The organism is Brevundimonas sp. P7753, from assembly GCF_013386595.1.
In the GTDB taxonomy this organism is placed as follows: Bacteria; Pseudomonadota; Alphaproteobacteria; order Caulobacterales; family Caulobacteraceae; genus Brevundimonas; species Brevundimonas bullata.
Genome location: NZ_JACARP010000024.1, coordinates 1 through 16,873 on the forward strand (window position 1 = coordinate 1; position 16,873 = coordinate 16,873).

A 16,873-nucleotide genomic window follows, 5' to 3' on the forward strand; every position below is an offset into this window, starting at 1 on the left:
CCTCGGCCCGGCCCGCAAGCCCCGGCCACAGGGCCTCGCCTGCATCGTCCGCAAATACGACCCCGCCGCCCGCGACCACCGCAACCGCGCCCTCGGCCAGTGGGGCGAGGAACACGTCCTCCGCCACGAACACGCCTACCTGCGCGCCCACGACCGCCCTGATCTGGCGCGCAAGATCGAATGGACGTCGCAAGAACGCGGCGACGGCGCCGGCTACGACATCCGCAGCTTCGACCCAGCGGGCCGCGAACGCCTGATCGAGGTCAAGGCCACGCGCGGCGGCCCCGCCACCGACTTCTTCCTGACCCGCACCGAGCGCGAGGTCTCCGCCGAACGCCCCGACGCCTGGCGCCTCTACCGCCTCCACGACCTCGCCGCCACCCCCGCCCTGTTCCAGCTCAAGCCCCCGCTCGAAGCGGCGGTGACGCTAACGGCGGAGATGTGGCGAGCGGGGTTTTAGGATGGGCCCTCGCTCCCAGGGCTTAGTCGCCGGACTGGTCTTTCAGCGCCTTCGCCTTAGCTCTTTCCAACTGCCCAATGCTCGTTTCCGGCGTAGGCAGATGCTCAGGCATGGCGCCGCCGAGTTCCGCGATCGTGCTGCGAACCTTCTTGCCCACGGCGTGGTGGATGTCGTTCGCCTGCGTCTTGGTGCGTGCGCCATCGCGTTTCAGCTTGTCTTCGGCCTGGGTGGCGCGAAACAGGTTGGCCGCCAACTCGGTCGAACCCATGTGGTCCAGAATCTTCTGGCTCTTCTTCAACCCCTTGATTGCGTGAATGTCCCGCATGGTCCGGCCGCCATAGAGGCCGCGATAGCCGTGATCCTGAAAGATCGCATAGTCCAGACCGCTTTCGACCCCCGCCTGCCGTGCCGCTGAAGCTAGGGCGGTATTGTGCTGGGCCATCTCGCGACGGAGCATCAGCCGCCGCTCGTCTTCCGACAGGGCGCCGAACGTGGGGTCGTCCTGGATTTCCTGACGCCGGGTTTGGACGGCGAAATAGGTCTGGCCTGCAGCGATCACCGGCTTGGACGGATCGCCGTTTTGGACGATCAGGTAGCAGGCGTAGCGCGACAGGCGAACGTCGGCGACCTCTCGCTGAGCGCCTTTTCCTAGATCGATCATTCTGGTGACGTCACCGAAATGATCCGCGGGATCGAGTCCCACCCCCGACGCCGAGACCCGAGCCTTCTCAATTACGGCCAGGAAATTTCGGTAATCCTGATAGCCGAGCGCCGGGGCCAGCTGGCGCGCCAGCCAGTACTCGACACCCTCGTCTTTGTGACGGATAGACTCGAACAACTGGCGATGGGGCGGAGTGATGTCGGTCATAGATGGATCATCGCTCGCGCGGAACGAATTGGCAACACGTCGTTATGGGCTGGGTGTCGGCGTGAGGTTAGGGCCGCCCGTGGCGGCCCCGCCGCCATCTTCTTCCTAACCCGCACCGAGCGCGAGGTCTCCACTGAACGCGCCGATGCCTGGCGCCTCTACCGCCTCCACGACCTCGCCGCCGCCCCCGCCCTGTTCCAGCTCAAGCCCCCGCTCGAGGCGGCGGTGACGCTAACGGCGGAGACATGGCGGGCGGGGTTTGGATGAGGCCGCGCACCAGAAGCTGCTTAGGAGCGTTGCTGGAAAGAAGTCCTGCCGCTGCCAGCGCCTCTTCGACGTCGATTACGTAGTGCAGGCCTGATAGCGTTTCGAAATGTCTGCCATCGGCTCCATCCCCCGTAACCGCCTCGCTTGGATTCCAAGGGAGTGTCAGCTCGCGCATAACTACTGCTACTTCCTGCATGATCAAGCCGTTCATCTGCTGAAGCAGTACGAAGAAGCGCAGGCCCACCACGTCACGGTGAAGTTCCGGAGCAAGGTAGAATCGGCCCGCTTCGCTGAGATCGCAAAGGACAGCGGGCTGGAGGCGCTGCGCGCCACTGGCTATCCTGCCGAAGCCCGCCGTGTCGTCCTCAATGCCATCACTATGGCAATGGTCTCGGACACTCTGCATCACGTGTTCGAGGCGCTGAAGTGCCTAGAGAAGCGCAAATCGGTAGTTGCGCTGAACCTCCTTCGCAAGCCGCTGTTGGATAGCCTGATTTACCTCGCATGGATGCTCGGCGACGAGGACGGGTTCTACGCCGCATTCACCTCCGGCGATCCGACCAAGCTGTCACCCAAGGTACTCGGTAACAATCGGGCGGACATCATTGCTCAGGCATTGGCTCAAACGGAGGTGGCTGACGTCCTGACTACGGATTTTATCGTCGCGAACCTGTTCAGCTCCAAGAACCCGTCAGGGCTTTACGGCCTGTTTCAGAAGGCAGTGCACCTAGTCACGGTCGATCGGGTGGAGCTCAAAACGGAGGCGGAAAACTTCAACTTCATTTTTAAGAACTACGCCGACGACGACATCTATCACGGCATCTATTACATCCTGCCGCACGCGCTGCTGTTCCTCACCCACGTCATACTGGAGCTGTTCGACCGGATCGCGCCGATGGACATGGGAGCCAAGAAAGCCTTCGAGGTACGTTCGATCCTGGGCCTCTATCTGGTGGAGGGCGAGGATAATGAGGCCGTGGCGATAAAACGCCTGTCGGCGCTGGGTGAACATTTCTCGTGCGACTGTGGCACGCCCTTAAAAGTCACTCCACACAACGCGGCCCGCATTACTCTGTCGGAATCCTATCGCTGCACGGGCTGTCGGCGAGTCAGTGGTTTCCCACTCGCTTGGATGTTCTGATCCGCGCTGAGTTCGGCGCGGGCCAACCTCCGCACAGCGCCACAAAAAAGGTCTTGCTAAGGTCTGCTTGGGTTCATGAGCAGATACTCCAACCTCAATCCTCATCCATCTTGAGCGCCGCGATAAACGCTTCCTGCGGGATCTCGACCTTGCCGAACTGGCGCATGCGCTTCTTGCCGGCCTTCTGCTTCTCCAGCAGCTTCTTCTTACGGGTGGCGTCGCCGCCGTAGCACTTGCTGGTCACGTCCTTGCGCAGGGCGCGGACGGTTTCGCGGGCGATGATCTTGCCGCCGATGGCCGCCTGGATGGGGATGACGAACATGTGGGGCGGGATCAGCTCCTTCATCTTCTCGACCATGCCGCGGCCGCGCGTCTCGGCGCGGGCGCGGTGGACCAGCATGGAAAGGGCGTCGACCGGCTCGGCGTTGACCAGGATGCTCATCTTGACCAGATCGCCGACCTTGTAGTCGGTGATCTCGTAGTCGAACGAGGCATAGCCCTTCGAGATCGACTTCAGGCGGTCGTAGAAGTCGAAGACCACTTCGTTCAGCGGCAGCTCATAGACCACCAGGGCGCGGCTGCCGACGTAGGACAGCTCGACCTGGGTGCCGCGGCGGTCCTGACACAGCTTGATGACGCCGCCCAGGTATTCGTCGGGGGTCAGGATGGTGGCCTTGATCCACGGCTCGCTGATGGTCTCGATCTGCATCACGTCGGGCAGGTCGGCCGGGTTGTGCAGGTCGATCTCGCGCCCGTCGCGCAGGCCGATCTTGTAGACGACCGAGGGGGCCGTCGCGATCAGGTCCAGGTTGAACTCGCGGCTCAGGCGCTCCTGGATGATCTCCAGGTGCAGCAGGCCCAGGAAGCCGCAGCGGAAGCCGAAGCCGAGCGCCGCGCTGGATTCCATCTCGAAGGTGAAGGAGGCGTCGTTCAGGCGCAGCTTGCCGATGGCGGCGCGCAGGTCCTCGAAGTCGGCGGCGTCGACCGGGAACAGACCGCAGAAGACCACCGACTGGACCTCCTTGAAGCCCTTCAGCGGTTCGGCGGTCGGCTTCTTCTCGTCGGTGATGGTGTCGCCGACGGCGGCGTGGGCGACTTCCTTGATCTGGGCGGTGATGAAGCCGACCTCGCCGGGGCCCAGCTGGTCCACAGGCGTGTTCTTGGGCAGGAAGACGCCGACGCGGTCGACCAGGTGGGTCGTGCCGTGCTGCATCATCTTGACCCGCATCCCGGTCTTCAGCACGCCGTCGAAGACCCGCACCAGCAGGACCACGCCCAGGTAGGGGTCGTACCAGGCGTCGACCAGCATGGCCTTCAGCGGGGCGTCGACGTCGCCCTTGGGCGCCGGCAGGCGGGCGACGATGGCTTCCAGCACGTCCTCGATGCCGATGCCCGACTTGGCCGAGCACAGGACCGCGTCCGAGGCGTCGATGCCGATGACGTCCTCGATCTGGGTGCGCACGCGCTCGGGCTCGGCGGCGGGCAGGTCGATCTTGTTCAGGACCGGCACGATCTCGTGGTTGTTGTCGATCGCCTGATAGACATTGGCCAGGGTCTGCGCCTCGACCCCCTGCGACGCATCGACCACCAGGATCGAGCCCTCGCATGCGGCCAGCGAACGCGACACCTCATAGGCGAAGTCGACGTGCCCCGGCGTGTCCATCAGGTTCAGAACATACTCCAGCCCGTCCTTGGCCTTGTAGTTCAGGCGCACGGTCTGCGCCTTGATGGTGATCCCGCGCTCTTTCTCGATGTCCATATTATCAAGGACCTGTTCCGACATTTCCCGCGCGGTCAGCCCGCCGGTGTGCTGGATCAGCCGGTCCGAGAGCGTGGACTTGCCGTGGTCGATGTGGGCGACCACAGAGAAATTACGGATGCGTTCGATAGGGGGCGTCGTCATGGTCTGGCGCGCTTAGCATCCGCCGGGCGGGAACGCTACGGAAACGGCGATCAGCGTGTGGGCGACAGCGCCGCAGAGCGCGGGGCGGGGCGCGTGACCCCTGCGACCGTCCCTTTGCATCATAAGTATCGTTCGCAAGTTGCGGGTGAAGATGACGGGTTCGGTTGCTGATTTCGTCACAGAAATCGCGATTGTCTTATCTTTTGATTTTCTCAAACGTAAATTGTTAATTGTCGATTAACTATGCCGGAACTGTTCTCCGCAAATCGACGTTGCCGCCATGGAGTTTGGGCTGTGTCCGGGATGGGAGTGGGCGGTCATGAGCGGTCAAAGACATATCTTTGAATGTAGTGTCGACATGGGGCGTTCTTGTTCTGAGAACGAGAAAGTCCCTGTGACGCCGGGCGCCAGCGTATCCACATTTTTCACCTATAGCTGACGCTGGGAATAGAGATGGGTGACACTGTTCTTATTACCGGCGGCGCCGGTTTCGTGGGCCGACATGTCGCCAGCGCCTTGTTGGCCCAGGGCCACAGGGTTCGGGCGCTGGACGCCTTGATCGAGCAAGTCCATCCCACGGGCGTTCGCCCCCCGGACCTGGACCCTGAGGTCGAACTTCTGGTTGGCGATATTCGCGACGAGACCATGGTTCGTCGGGCCGTGGCGGGGGTCGACAAGGTGGTTCACCTTGCCGCCGAGGTCGGCGTGGGCCAGAGCATGTATGCGGTGGACCGCTACACCTCGGTCAATGATTACGGCACCGCCGTCCTGTTCCAGCAGCTGATCGACCAGCCGGTGCAGAGAGTGGTCGTCGCCTCGTCCATGAGCATCTATGGCGAAGGTCTCTATCGGACGGTCGACGGCGATCTGATGCAGGATGTCGTGCGCGGGCGTCGCAACGCCGACGGATCATGGGACCCGATGGATGCGCAGAGCCGGGCCTTGATCCCCGTCCCGACGCCGGAAACCAAGACGCCGACGCTGAAGAGCGTCTATGCGATCAACAAATACGTGCAGGAACTGCTGACGCTGACGCTGACGGCTCAGTACGGCATGGAGGCGGTGGCGCTTCGTCTGTGGAACATCTACGGGCCGGGCCAGGCGCTGTCGAACCCCTATACCGGCGTGCTGGCGATCTTCGCCTCGCGTATCGCCAACGGCCATCCGCCGATGGTGTTCGAGGACGGACGGCAGAGGCGGGACTTCGTCCATGTCTCGGATGTCGCGCGGGCCTTCCTGCTGGCCCTGGACACTCCGGCTGCGAACGGCGAGGCGTTCAACATCGGCTCTGGCGAGGATCGCTCCGTAGAGCAGGTGGCGCGCCTTCAGGCCGCGTCTATGGGGCGGGCCGATCTGGAGCCCCTGATCACCCAACAGGCCCGCGCCGGAGATATTCGTCACAATATTCCGGATTTGACCAAGGCGCGCACCGTTTTGGGCTATGCAGCCCGCCAGGACTTTTCGGAGGGGTTGGCGGAGCTTGCCGAGTGGGTGGCGCGCCAGGAGGCCGAGGACCGCGTCGTCGAGGCGCGGCAGGAACTCGAGATGCGGGGGCTGGTCCTGTGACCCCCGTCGTCGATGACATGATGGGCGGTCGCGCTGTCCATTTTCGCGGAGCGTATGAAGTGCCCATGACGTCCAGAATTCGCAATCAGCACGTCCTGGTCGCCGGCGGTGCGGGCTTCCTGGGGTCGCATCTGTGCGATCGGCTTCTGGCCGAGGGGGCGCGGGTGGTCTGCCTCGACAATCTGCTGACGGGCGGTCTGGGCAATCTGGAGGGCGCGCTGGGCCATCCTCACTTCGAATTCGTTCAGGCCGATGTCGTCAGTCCCTTGCCGGCGGCGGTGACGCGGCGGCGGTTCGACCGAATCTATAATCTGGCCTGCGCGGCGTCGCCGCCCCTGTACCAGGCCAACCCCGAGCACACGCTGATGACCAGCGTGCTGGGCACCAAGCATCTGCTTGATCTGGCGCAGGAAAAGGGCGCGCGCTTCCTGCTCAGCTCGACCAGCGAGGTCTATGGCGACCCTCATGTCCATCCGCAGCCCGAGACCTATTGGGGCAACGTCAACCCAACGGGGCCGCGCGCCTGTTACGACGAAGGCAAGCGTTGCGCCGAGACGTTGAGTTTCGATTTCGACCGCGCGGGGCGCGGTGAGGTGCGCGTGGCGCGCATCTTCAACACCTATGGGCCGCGCCTGTCGGCCGAGGACGGCCGGGTGGTGTCCAACCTGGTCAGTCAGGCCCTGTCGCAGGCCGATATCACGGTCTTCGGCGACGGCAGCCAGACCCGTTCCTTCTGCTATGTCGACGATCTGGTCGGCGGCTTGATGGCGCTTATGGAGCATGACGGGCCGCAACCGGGGCCGATCAATCTGGGCAATCCCATCGAACTGACGGTGCGCGAGCTGGTCGATGTGGTTCTGGAGCTGACGGGATCGTCGTCCGAGGTGATCTATCGCCCCTTGCCGACCGATGATCCCAAGCGGCGTCGGCCCGATATCTCCAAGGCGGCGACCGTGCTGGACTGGCGTCCGACGACGTCGCTGATCCAGGGGCTGAACGCCACCATCGACTGGTTCGACGTCCAGGCCCGTTCGCGATCAGTCAAGACGCTGGCGGACGTCGTCGCCCTGACGGCCTGACCGGCCCGCCGCGAGGCCCCCGTGTCGATCTCGGTTTGAATGTAAGGCGCTCGCCTCTGGCTGAAACAGTCAGAGGCGAGCGCCTTAGAAGCTTCGGCTGAGGCCGATCGCCAGATAGGGCTCGGTGTCGTCATCGCCTTTGCGAGCGCCCACGGACACGCGCACCTCGGTCCCTGTCATGGGCTGGAAGGCCACGAGGGCGCCCAGGGATTGCCGATCATAGCTGGGGTCTCCCTCGATGATGGTTTCCAGGCCCAGGCGCAGTCCATTGGGACTGACGGCGTGGGTGACTTCGCCGCGGATGTAGTAGTCCTCGATGCTGAAGGCGTAGGAGGCGTAGCCGCCCACGCGCCAGGCGCCGGCGTATCGGGCGCCGTCGATTGAGACCATGCCGTCCCACTGGCCGCCCTCCCTGCGGTTTTGCGGGTCGGGCTGGGACAGGTCGGTGTTGGAGTAGCGCGCGCCGGCGGCCAGGTTCAGATAGCCCCAGTCGCCCGAGCGCCGGTTCACCAGCGACAGCTCGAGATTGATAAAGTCCGCCTCGATGTCCGCACTGTTGCGTCTGTAGTCATAGGCGCCGGCCGAGGCGACGGGCCGAACGGCCCAGCCCTGATCGGGCTGCGCGCCGGGCAGGGGGATCAGGGCGCCCGCATAGGCGAAATGATCATCGGCGATAAAGCCGCCGCCAAAGACGACAGGTTCGTCCTGGGCCAGGGCCGGCCCGGCCAGGCAGCAACTGATCAGGGTCATGGCAAGCATGAGTTTCGGCCGGCTGTGACGCAGTGCGACTGACATAGGCTGTATTCCTCCCATTAAGCTTGGCCGTAAGCAGAACGCTTTGTCGTGAGCCGCGGTTCCGCCTTATCAAATGACATCAAATGAACAGAGTGACCTGGTTTGTGCAGTGAATGCTGAAGCCCGTGCACCAATCATTAAGCTTGGTTCGGCAGTTTGGCTTCAATATTAATGATGGATCTGGTCGATGCGTCTCTTTACGACACGTCGAAGCTTTCTGGGCGGCGTATTCGTCGCGCCCCTTCTTATGGGCGCCGCGCGTTTGAGCGACGCGCGTGGCGGGATGGATGCGACGAAAAGCCGGCGCCCTGGACCCTATCTGGGGGCTGCGGTTCGGATCGATCAGATCGAGGCGGATGCCCGATTGGCGGAGGCGGTGCTGCGCGACTGCGCCTCTCTGACGCCCGAAATCGACATGAAGTGGGACGCCTTGCAGCCGGGGCCGGGCGACTGGCGCACGGGTCCGGCGGATGGTCTGGTCGCCTTTGCGCGTCGCCACGGTCTTGAGGTGCGCGGCCATACGCTGCTCTGGGATCAGAGCACGCCGGCCTGGGCCAAGGCGCGACTGGAACGCGCGCCGGGCGACTGGAAGATCGTCGCCGACTATTTCCAGGCGGTCCTGGGCCGGTATGGCGATGCTGTCAGCGAATGGGACGTGGTCAACGAGCCGATCGACAGCGAGGCCCCCGACGGCCTGCGCGCCACGGTGTTCCAGAAGGCCTATGGCCCGACCTATATCGAGCGCGCCCTGCACGAGGCGCGGGCCCATGCGCCCAACGCGCGCCTGGTCCTCAACGACTACGGCTTTGACTATGACAACCCGGTCGAGCATCAGCGTCGCGCGGCCTTTCTCAGGCTTCTGGAACAGTTGAAGACTAGCGGGGCGCCGCTGGACGGGGTGGGGGTTCAGGCGCATCTGGACCTCAGCAAGGGGCCGTTGAAGCGCGAGATTCTGGCGCCCTTCTTTACGCGGATCGCCGACCTGGGCCTGAGCATCGCCATCACCGAACTGGACGTGAAGGAAGACGGTCGCCGGGGCGGCGTGGCCGAACGTGATCGGAAGGTGGCTGACCATGTTCAGGCCTATCTGGACATTGCTCTGGACCAGCCCTCGGTGACGGGATTGACCACCTGGGGGCTGAGCGATCGCCATTCCTGGTTGCAAAAGCAGCCCCTGCATCCATCGGCCAATCCGACGGGCATGAATCGCGGCCTTCCCTACGACGGCGCCCTGGAGCCGAAGCCGGTCTACTGGACGATTCAGCAGGCCGTTTCCGGCGCCAAGGGTCCATCGACGCTTACGAGCCGCTGACGGCGGGGGTTCGTTCGGATCGGATCAGCGCCTCGTTGGCGTTGATCTTCTCCGTCCGCTCCCACACCAGGCCGCCGCTGCGCATGTACATCCAGAAGCCCAGCCAGATCGGGATCAGCCAGACGACCCACCAGATCATCAGGAAGAGCGGGTTGATCTTCAGCATGTAGAAAAGTCGGTCCGAGGTGCGGGTCAGGACCAGGGCGGTGCGGCGCCACGTGCTGATATAGAGACCGATCATCGTGAGCACGAAGGCGGTGATGTTGATCAGCGACAGCCAGAACAGCCAGGGCGGTATGGCGGCGTTATTCGCCCCATAGGTCAGGGCCCATATCCCGGTGGGGAAGCCCAGGGCGTTGACCCACAGCGAGGCGCACGGCAGGAAATTCATCCAGGCCTTCATGGTCTGGCTCATTGAAAACTTGAGTTCGGTCAGCGGCAGGCTGAGGCTTTGAAGGAAGCCGCAGACCCACCGTTTCCGTTGCGTGATGCCGCGCCCGAAGGTCAGCGGCACTTCTTCGATCAGGGGCGCCTCGACGACGGCCAGTTTCTTGCCGGCGGCCCAGAAGCGCATGCCCACCTCGGGGTCCTCGATCGCCATCCAGGGATGGAAGCCGCCGAGCCTCTGCAGGTCACGGGCGCGGAAGAAGACGCCCTTGCCCAGAATCCAGTAGGGGTGTTTGCCGTCGGCGGTCAGGTGCCGGTATTTGCGACCGTCCCAGGCCATGTGGTCGAAGGCGTGCCAGCTGGCCGCAAGACTGGCGTTGAGGTTGCCGGCGACGTTTTCCGCCTGAATGACGTCGTGGGTCAGCATCCCCGCCGCGCCGGCGCGGAAGTGATCCCGCGGGGGGCAGCTGTCGGCGTCAATATAGTCGATCAGGAAGTCTTCGCCCTGAGGGGCGTCTTCGAGAGCGTGATAGAGGGCGTAGATCAGCTGCCGCGTCTTCTTGGGCGGCAGGTTGCGGTCGTGGGCGAACTTGCCCTCCCGCCACCAATAGGCATGGGGGTTTTGGTCCCAGTCCTTCCAGACGATGTCCCACGACGCATGGCTGGTCGGCGGGATCTTCGTGATGGTCAGGAAGTCGAACTCGGTCTGCAGGCGTTCCAGGCTGGCGATCGTGGCGTGGTCGTCGGCGTTCGGGATGGCGGTGACGCTCCAGCGGTCCTTGGGATAGTCCAGCCGGGACAGGGCCGTGAAGGTCGTGCGCATCGTCTCCTCCATCTCGTGAAGCACGGGATAGAGCAGCAGAATCTGCGGCGTTTCATCGTCGGGCGGCGCGGTGGCCGAGCTCACCAGATTCACCGGGCGCGTAAACAGGTACAGGTCCACCAGGAAGGTCAGGCCGTACAGCAGCTGTGCGATGGCGAAGAGCGTCAGCCAGATGGCCGGGCCCGATATGGGATCGATGGCGTTCACCTTGAAAGTCCCCTCCAGACCGCAAGCCTTATGCGGCGCCAAACATATATGGTTGGTCAGGCCCCCCAGCGGGGCGATCACAAGATGCCCAACGCGCATCCTCTCATCTAGATGCATCCGTAGTTGCAAAGGTTCTCTTGTTTGGAGAATTTTACTGTCACGTCGTGGTTGTTAGCGGTGTTAACCTGGAATGAATACGGTCACGATCCTGTGACTGTGCTTGAAAATAAACGTTTTATCGTCCCGTCCGTGTGCTCATTTCATGGATGAAGAACGGGTGGCCTATTCAATAAAAAAACAAATGATCAGTCTGAGCAGATTTTCGCCCGTTTCTGGGTCGTTTCGGCCGGTTTTGAGCCTTGGGAGGGCCAGGGAACGTCCTCCTGTGTCTCTGATTTGTGGTGTCGGAGGCCGAGGGGCCTTCCTTTAACCAAGCTATCGGAGGGTTCATCGTGACTAGAAAACTCATGACTTCGGCCTTTGCGCTGACAGCCGTTCTGGCCTTGGGCGTCGTGCCTGCAGCCGCCCTGACCAGCCCCGGCGGCGGCTGGGGGGGAGGCGGCCCTGGCAATGATGCGGGCACCAATGTCGAAGATTCGTACAACGATAACTCGTCAGTCGATTACGATGACTCGTTCAACGACAATCGGGAAAATAAATCAGAAGTCGATGTTGATGACTCGTACAACGACAATTCGAAGATCGAAGATTCGAACAACGACAATTCGAAGATCGAAGATTCCAATAACGATAACCGTGAGTGGAAATCTGAGACCGATGTCGATGATTCCTACAACGACAACTCAAAAATCGAAGACTCGTACAACAGCGATTCTTCGACGGATGACTCGAACAACGACAACTCGGATAATTCCACGACCAATATGCGGGTCGCCATGTCGCTTCAGCACCTTGAAGCGAGCGTGAGCGGCTTCGAGTTCGATATCGGCGGCGGCGGCCATCGTGACGACGACGGCGGTTCGCTGAGGACCGGCGACATCAGCAACTCGGGCGGCGCCTTCGCAGGCTTCGCCGGCATCCAGACCGCGACCTACAATACGGGCTTCGCGTCCACGAACCAGGCGGCGACGGCGATCAGCGCCAACGCCAACGTCACCTTCGGCAACGGCGGCTGACGCAAGGATCGGGGCCGGCCAGGCGTAACGCCTGGCCGGCTTTGTTCTCGTCTGGTTCAGGGAGGCTGCAGCCATGTTGCGATATCTGACGAGCGCCTTTATCGGCGCGCCTGCACTTTTGTTCGCCTGCGCCGCCGTCGCTCAGACCGCGCCGGGTGTCTCGACGCCTGATGCGGCCGCGTCGGCTATCGTTACGGCGGTCCCTGTTCCGGTTCCGCCGCCCGCCTCGCCGCCCCCGGTAGCGCTAAGTTCCGATGAGCTGGAGCATGAAAGCGGCTGGCAGGGGGTGGTTGTCCATGCGGGCGTCAACCAGAACCTGACCGCGACCAATTCGGGCAACAGCATCCACGCCGGGACGGTCGGCTCGGGCAATATCAATCTGACCGAGGGCGCCTTCGCCGGCTTCTCCGGCATCGGCAACTTCGTCGTCAACAGCGGCCACAACAACAATCTGCAAGGGTCGCTCAGCATCATTGTCGTGTCACCGTGAAGGTGTCCGGCCTTACTGGGCTTGCTGCGGCCGCCGTCCTGACGGTGGTCGGTCTTGCCGCGCCGGCGGCGGCCCAGGTCGCCTTCAGTCAGGGCGGCGGCAACTACTCGGTTCAGGTCATCAGCTACCGTGACATTCCCTTCAGGACGGTGGTTCGTCAGGAGTATGACTACAGCTGCGGCTCGGCCGCCCTGGCGACCCTGTTGCGCTACCACTACGGACGGGACGTCGCCGAGCGCGAAGTCTTTGTCTACATGTACGAAAATGGAAACCGCGAGGCCATTGAGCGCGTCGGTTTTTCACTGCTGGATATGAAGCGCTACCTTGAGACCCACGGTTTCGAGTCCGATGGTTTCCGCATGGGCCTCGACGCGCTGGAGGAGGCGGGGGCGCCGGCCATCGTCGTGATCAATCAGCAGGGCTACCGGCACTTCGTGGTGCTGAAGGGCATGGCGAACGGCCGCGTTCTGGTCGGTGATCCGGCGCTGGGGTTGAAGACCTACAGCCGCGAAGAATTTACGTCGATGTGGAACGGGATCGCCTTCCTGATCCGGGATTCCGCTGATCACTACAACCTGGCTGACGATTGGCGTCCATTCGCCAAGGCGCCGATGGATCGCGCCTTGCCCACGGATTCTCTGGCTGAGCTGACGCGTGAGCTGCCGCCCCTCTACCAGATCACGACGACCTTCTCGCTAGATCCCTATCTGCGGTGATGACGATGTTTCGTATTCGAATCTTCGATCTGAGTGTCTGTTTCGCCGCCCTGCTGCTGGCGCAACCGGCGCGCGCCCAGGCGGCGCCTGAGCCCTCGACGCCTGTCTCTTCCGCATGGGTCCCGATGACCGACGCAGAACTGGCGGATATGCGCGGCGGGTATCTGACGGCGGGGGGCGTGGTCTTCGACTTCGGCGCCATCGTGCGCACCTATGTCGACGGGGCTCTGGCGCTGGAAACGCGGCTGACCTGGACGCCGACCGGGCCGATCACCGAGCAGGTGACGGGCGACCTGCCGGGCTGGACGACCTTGATCCCGGGGCAGTTCGGCGGCCTGGATCTGACGGGACTGCCGGCCGGCGCCAACGGCCTGGTGCTGACGGACGAGAACGGTTCGACGGCCCTGGTTCACAACGTCCTGAACGGCCAGTTGCAGAATATGGTGCTCAATGCGGCCAATGGTCGAGACATCCGGCAGGATATGCAGGTGATGCTGACTCTGCCCAATTTCGAGGCCATGCAGAGGGACTATTCGTTGGACCGGCTGGGCGCCCAGATCGGTCAAGATCTCGATTGGGGCAGTATCCAGGGCTATGGGCGCTGAATGCGCGCCCGGTCTGTTCATGGTTCGGAAGATGAGGATTTGTCTTGATGCGAGCTGATCTGGAACTGGATTCGACTCGCGGTAGTTTTACCTTTCGTTAACGAAATGCGTTCGGGCCCGGGGAGGGGTGACAATGCATATGGGCGTTCCCTACGCGGGCTATCCAGAGCCCGTGCGTCACGGCCTACGCGCGGCGCCGTCGGCGCGCGCCGCCTTGCGTCGACCCTTGCGTCCCCCCGCCGATGTCGCGGCTCTGAGGGTGCTGGGCGCCATCGCCACCCTGACTGAGGATGAGCGCGGCCTGATCCGCAAGCTCTGCCTCTATCGTGAGTCCATCCCCGCCGGCGCCGAGTTCGCACGCGAAGGGGAGCCGGCGCCGGCGCGCCTGATCGTCAGCGGTTGGGCTTGCCGTCAGCAGTCTCTGCCTGACGGCAGGCGTCAGATTTTCGGGTTCCTGATGGCGGGGGACACCATCGGCATCGGCCTCAAACCCAGGCCCCTAGACGAGGTTTCGACGGTTGCGGTGACGCGCGTCGAATGCGTGGACGCCTTGATGCTGCGTGAGATCCTGGCGGTTCAGGATGGTCGTCACGCCGGGCTTCAGAACGCCTTGGCCGCCGTCCGTCGCTACGAGGAGGCCTGCCTGCTTGACCATGTGGTGCGGCTGGGGCGGCAATCCGCGCACGAACGCACGGCGCATTTCCTGCTGGAGTGGCGCCAGCGCTGCCGGATCGCCGGCCTTGCCGAGGGCGAGCGCTTCCCCATGCCGCTGACGCAGGAGGTGCTGTCGGACGCGCTGGGCCTGAGCATTGTTCATCTCAATCGCACGCTTCAGCACATGAAGAGAGAGGGCTTGATCGAGGTGAAACGTGGGTGGATCGCCTTGCTTGATGTCGCCCGGCTGAAATTCATTTGCGATTATCAGGCGCGGTATCCTGTCCATGAAGTGATGGAATGACAATTTCAGACGAAATTTGAGTTCCTTTTCTTATCAATAAGCAATGCGCATGGTGGTTGCGCGTGTTTGTCTTCTCGTTGTCGGCAAGGGAGGCTGGTGTGTATTTTCGAAAAGCCATTCATCTGTTGAGCGTGTCTTCTCTTGCCATCGTCTTCGTCTGCGCCCCTGAGGGGATCGCGTGGGCCCAGGATGAGGACCCCGCCGCGCGTCTGGCGCGGCTGGAGGCTCTGGTGGCCGAGCAGAGCCGTCGTCTGAACGAACAGGAAGCCTTGCTGGCGCGGCAGACGGAGTTGTTGGAGGCGCAGTCGCGCCGGATCGACGACCGTTGGCGCGTGGCGGATCGTTTCACCGAAACGACGGCGCTGGAACAGGGCGGCGTCGGCGCCCCTGTCGCCCTGCCAGGTGCGACGGTGCTGGGCGCGGAGGGTCTGGAGGCGTGGCGCGCGGGTCAGGACCCCGGTCCGCGGTCGCCGATCCAGGCGCCGCCGCCGCCGTCCTTGAACGAGCGCCGTCTGCAACTGGCCGCCGTTCCCGAAGAGGTGGCGGTGCTCAGCCCGGCGGGGCGGGCGAGCTTTGACATCTCAGCCGAATATACGCGCTCTTCCGCCAATCGACTGGTGTTCCGGGGCGTCGAGATCGTGCCGGGATTGCAGATCGGGGTGATCGAGGCCAGCGAGGCGGATCGCGACACTCTCGGCGCCACGATCGCCGGGCGCTACGGCATCACGGACCGGCTCGAGGTGGACGCGCGCATTCCCTACCTGAAGCGCAGCGACACGGTCACTACGGTGCAGCAGCGCGACGAGGCTGTGTCGCGCACCATTGATCTGAAGGGCGCGGGCATCGGCGATGTCGAGGCGGGCGTCCGTTATCAGCTCAATGGCGGCGAAAAGGGGCGTCCGATCTTCGTGGTGGGCCTGCGGGCCAAGAGCGATACGGGCGAAGGCCCGTTCGATATCCCGCGCGACGAATTCGGCGTGGCGTCGCGTCTGGCCACCGGATCAGGCTTCTGGGGCGTCGAGCCGAGCATCAGCATGCTCTATCCCAGCGACCCTGCGGTCATCTTCGCCAATCTGAGCTATTTTGCTCACCTGCCCAAGGACATCGACAAGACCGAGGGGGATATCCTGATCGGACGCGTCGATCCGGGAGATTCCATCGGCATGGGCATCGGCTTCGCCTTCGCCCTGAACCCGCGCTTCTCCTATTCGCTCGGCTACAAGCACAACTACATCCGCCCGACGTCGACCGAGCTGAATGACGTCACCGAAAAATCCAAGAGTCTGCAGGTCGGCGCGCTGACCTTCGGCCTGTCCTATCGCGTGACCAATCGCTTTTCGCTGAACGGCAATTTCGAGTTCGGCGTCACCGAGGATGCGCCCGATATGCGCTTCGTGCTGCGGGTGCCGGTGGTCTTCTAGGGCCGAGGGCCAGATCAAGACTGGGGCTCTGTGCCGCGCGCGGACCGGCGTTGAAAAACTGTGCGCCCGACGCTGTCGATTCCGCGATGGCGGGTCGTTTAGCGTGATGATTTCAAGAAGAAGATGGTGGACACGACAGGGATTGAACCTGTGACCCCCTCGATGTCAACGAGGTGCTCTCCCGCTGAGCTACGCGTCCGCCGGGTTTGCTTGGCTCCGACTGATGTGTCGGTGCGCGGCAAGGCGGCGTCTATAACCCGCAGATCGCGGCCGCCGCAAGAGGCTTGCGCCTTCTTTTTTCGTATTTTTCCGTTAGGCGGCGATCATCCGTTCGACCTCGTTCACCAGGTCGCGCAGGTGGACGGGTTTGGACAGAACCTTGGCCTGAGGCGTGGCTTGAGCCGCTGACAAGGCGACGGCGGCGAAGCCCGTGATGAACATGATGCGGATGCCCGGCTGGCGCACGGCGGCGACGCGGGCGACCTCGATCCCGTCGGCGCCCGGCATGACGATGTCGGTGAGCAGCAGATCATAGGGACCCTGTTCCAGGGCGTCGATGGCGTCGTCGCCGTTCTCGCAATCCACCACGGCGTGACCGGCGCGTTCCAGCGCACGGGTCAGGAAACCTCGAAGCGAGCCGTCGTCTTCGGCCAGCAGAATACGCGCCATGTGGGGATCAGGTCCTTGGAATATCAACGCGGAACCTAGGCCCTCATCTGTAAACTCGCAGTGAAAATCA

General features: G+C 63.2%; 16 protein-coding genes and 1 tRNA gene. 11 read left to right on the top strand and 6 right to left on the bottom strand.

What is annotated here, in order from left to right:
* On the top strand, positions 1–460 hold a 460-nt coding region (locus HX774_RS05585; protein WP_178824996.1), incomplete at its 5' end, for a DUF3883 domain-containing protein.
* 22 nt (positions 461–482) lie between these two features.
* Here HX774_RS05585 and dinD read toward each other — a convergent pair.
* Complete coding sequence (gene dinD, locus HX774_RS05590; RefSeq protein ID WP_178824998.1) at positions 483–1,328, bottom strand: DNA damage-inducible protein D; 846 nt, start codon at positions 1,326–1,328, stop codon at positions 483–485.
* Positions 1,329–1,701: 373 nt separating this feature from the next.
* On the opposite strand from dinD, the gene HX774_RS05595 reads away from it, so the two are divergent.
* Positions 1,702–2,736, top strand: a complete 1,035-nt coding sequence (locus HX774_RS05595) for a hypothetical protein (RefSeq protein WP_178825000.1) — start codon at positions 1,702–1,704, stop codon at positions 2,734–2,736.
* A 94-nt stretch (positions 2,737–2,830) separates the two neighbouring features.
* Here the strand turns inward: HX774_RS05595 and lepA are convergent, their stop codons facing one another.
* Positions 2,831–4,639, bottom strand: coding sequence for a translation elongation factor 4 (lepA, locus tag HX774_RS05600; RefSeq protein WP_178825002.1), 1,809 nt, complete (start codon positions 4,637–4,639; stop codon positions 2,831–2,833).
* Between the two features lie 453 nt (positions 4,640–5,092).
* On the opposite strand from lepA, the gene HX774_RS05605 reads away from it, so the two are divergent.
* On the top strand, positions 5,093–6,205 hold the full coding sequence (locus tag HX774_RS05605; protein WP_178825004.1) for an NAD(P)-dependent oxidoreductase: 1,113 nt from the start codon (positions 5,093–5,095) through the stop codon (positions 6,203–6,205).
* A gap of 77 nt (positions 6,206–6,282) precedes the next feature.
* On the top strand, positions 6,283–7,284 hold the full coding sequence (locus HX774_RS05610; RefSeq protein WP_370523352.1) for a UDP-glucuronic acid decarboxylase family protein: 1,002 nt from the start codon (positions 6,283–6,285) through the stop codon (positions 7,282–7,284).
* Positions 7,285–7,368: 84 nt separating this feature from the next.
* On the opposite strand, the gene bcsS is transcribed toward HX774_RS05610, so the two are convergent.
* Complete coding sequence (gene bcsS / locus HX774_RS05615) at positions 7,369–8,043, bottom strand: cellulose biosynthesis protein BcsS (RefSeq protein WP_178825008.1); 675 nt, start codon at positions 8,041–8,043, stop codon at positions 7,369–7,371.
* A gap of 298 nt (positions 8,044–8,341) precedes the next feature.
* Here bcsS and HX774_RS05620 point away from each other — a divergent pair, with 298 nt between their 5' ends.
* Positions 8,342–9,391, top strand: a complete 1,050-nt coding sequence (locus tag HX774_RS05620; protein WP_178825010.1) for an endo-1,4-beta-xylanase — start codon at positions 8,342–8,344, stop codon at positions 9,389–9,391.
* Here HX774_RS05620 and HX774_RS05625 read toward each other — a convergent pair.
* A complete protein-coding gene (locus HX774_RS05625; RefSeq protein WP_370523347.1) occupies positions 9,378–10,808 on the bottom strand; it encodes a glycosyltransferase family 2 protein in 1,431 nt (476 codons plus the stop codon). The genes HX774_RS05620 and HX774_RS05625 overlap by 14 nt on opposite strands.
* 452 nt (positions 10,809–11,260) lie before the next feature.
* Between HX774_RS05625 and HX774_RS05630 the strand changes: the two genes are divergently transcribed.
* The 6 genes from HX774_RS05630 to HX774_RS05655 all read left to right on the top strand — a co-directional run bounded on the left by HX774_RS05630 (position 11,261) and on the right by HX774_RS05655 (position 16,134).
* Positions 11,261–11,944: a hypothetical protein gene (locus tag HX774_RS05630; protein ID WP_178825014.1), complete on the top strand. Its 684-nt coding sequence runs from the start codon at positions 11,261–11,263 to the stop codon at positions 11,942–11,944.
* Positions 11,945–12,017: 73 nt separating this feature from the next.
* Positions 12,018–12,434: a hypothetical protein gene (locus HX774_RS05635; RefSeq protein WP_178825016.1), complete on the top strand. Its 417-nt coding sequence runs from the start codon at positions 12,018–12,020 to the stop codon at positions 12,432–12,434.
* A 2-nt stretch (positions 12,435–12,436) separates the two neighbouring features.
* The gene (locus HX774_RS05640; protein WP_178825017.1) at positions 12,437–13,150 is read left to right on the top strand and encodes a C39 family peptidase; all 714 of its coding nucleotides are present in this window, start codon (positions 12,437–12,439) and stop codon (positions 13,148–13,150) included.
* Between the two features lie 5 nt (positions 13,151–13,155).
* Positions 13,156–13,755 carry a hypothetical protein gene (locus tag HX774_RS05645; RefSeq protein WP_178825019.1) on the top strand — a complete coding sequence of 200 codons (600 nt, stop codon included), beginning with the start codon at positions 13,156–13,158 and terminating at the stop codon, positions 13,753–13,755.
* Positions 13,756–13,888: 133 nt separating this feature from the next.
* Positions 13,889–14,713, top strand: coding sequence for a Crp/Fnr family transcriptional regulator (locus HX774_RS05650; RefSeq protein ID WP_178825021.1), 825 nt, complete (start codon positions 13,889–13,891; stop codon positions 14,711–14,713).
* Between the two features lie 131 nt (positions 14,714–14,844).
* Entirely contained in the window at positions 14,845–16,134 is a 1,290-nt protein-coding gene (locus HX774_RS05655) for a transporter (protein WP_370523349.1), read from the top strand.
* Between the two features lie 124 nt (positions 16,135–16,258).
* Here HX774_RS05655 and HX774_RS05660 read toward each other — a convergent pair.
* Both HX774_RS05660 and cpdR read right to left on the bottom strand, forming a co-directional pair.
* A tRNA-Val gene (locus tag HX774_RS05660) sits at positions 16,259–16,333 on the bottom strand.
* 113 nt (positions 16,334–16,446) lie between these two features.
* A complete protein-coding gene (gene cpdR / locus HX774_RS05665) occupies positions 16,447–16,803 on the bottom strand; it encodes a cell cycle two-component system response regulator CpdR (protein WP_105562479.1) in 357 nt (118 codons plus the stop codon).
* Positions 16,804–16,873 lie beyond the last annotated feature (70 nt).

What these genes read in the sequence shown, in the direction of transcription:
- dinD (WP_178824998.1), bottom strand. Translation starts at nt 1,328, where the DNA reads ATGACCGACATCACTCCGCCCCATCGCCAGTTGTTCGAGTCTATCCGT.
- HX774_RS05595 (WP_178825000.1), top strand. Translation starts at nt 1,702, where the DNA reads ATGTCTGCCATCGGCTCCATCCCCCGTAACCGCCTCGCTTGGATTCCA.
- lepA (WP_178825002.1), bottom strand. Translation starts at nt 4,639, where the DNA reads ATGACGACGCCCCCTATCGAACGCATCCGTAATTTCTCTGTGGTCGCC.
- HX774_RS05605 (WP_178825004.1), top strand. Translation starts at nt 5,093, where the DNA reads ATGGGTGACACTGTTCTTATTACCGGCGGCGCCGGTTTCGTGGGCCGA.
- bcsS (WP_178825008.1), bottom strand. Translation starts at nt 8,043, where the DNA reads ATGCTTGCCATGACCCTGATCAGTTGCTGCCTGGCCGGGCCGGCCCTG.
- HX774_RS05635 (WP_178825016.1), top strand. Translation starts at nt 12,018, where the DNA reads ATGTTGCGATATCTGACGAGCGCCTTTATCGGCGCGCCTGCACTTTTG.
- HX774_RS05645 (WP_178825019.1), top strand. Translation starts at nt 13,156, where the DNA reads ATGTTTCGTATTCGAATCTTCGATCTGAGTGTCTGTTTCGCCGCCCTG.
- HX774_RS05650 (WP_178825021.1), top strand. Translation starts at nt 13,889, where the DNA reads ATGCATATGGGCGTTCCCTACGCGGGCTATCCAGAGCCCGTGCGTCAC.
- cpdR (WP_105562479.1), bottom strand. Translation starts at nt 16,803, where the DNA reads ATGGCGCGTATTCTGCTGGCCGAAGACGACGGCTCGCTTCGAGGTTTC.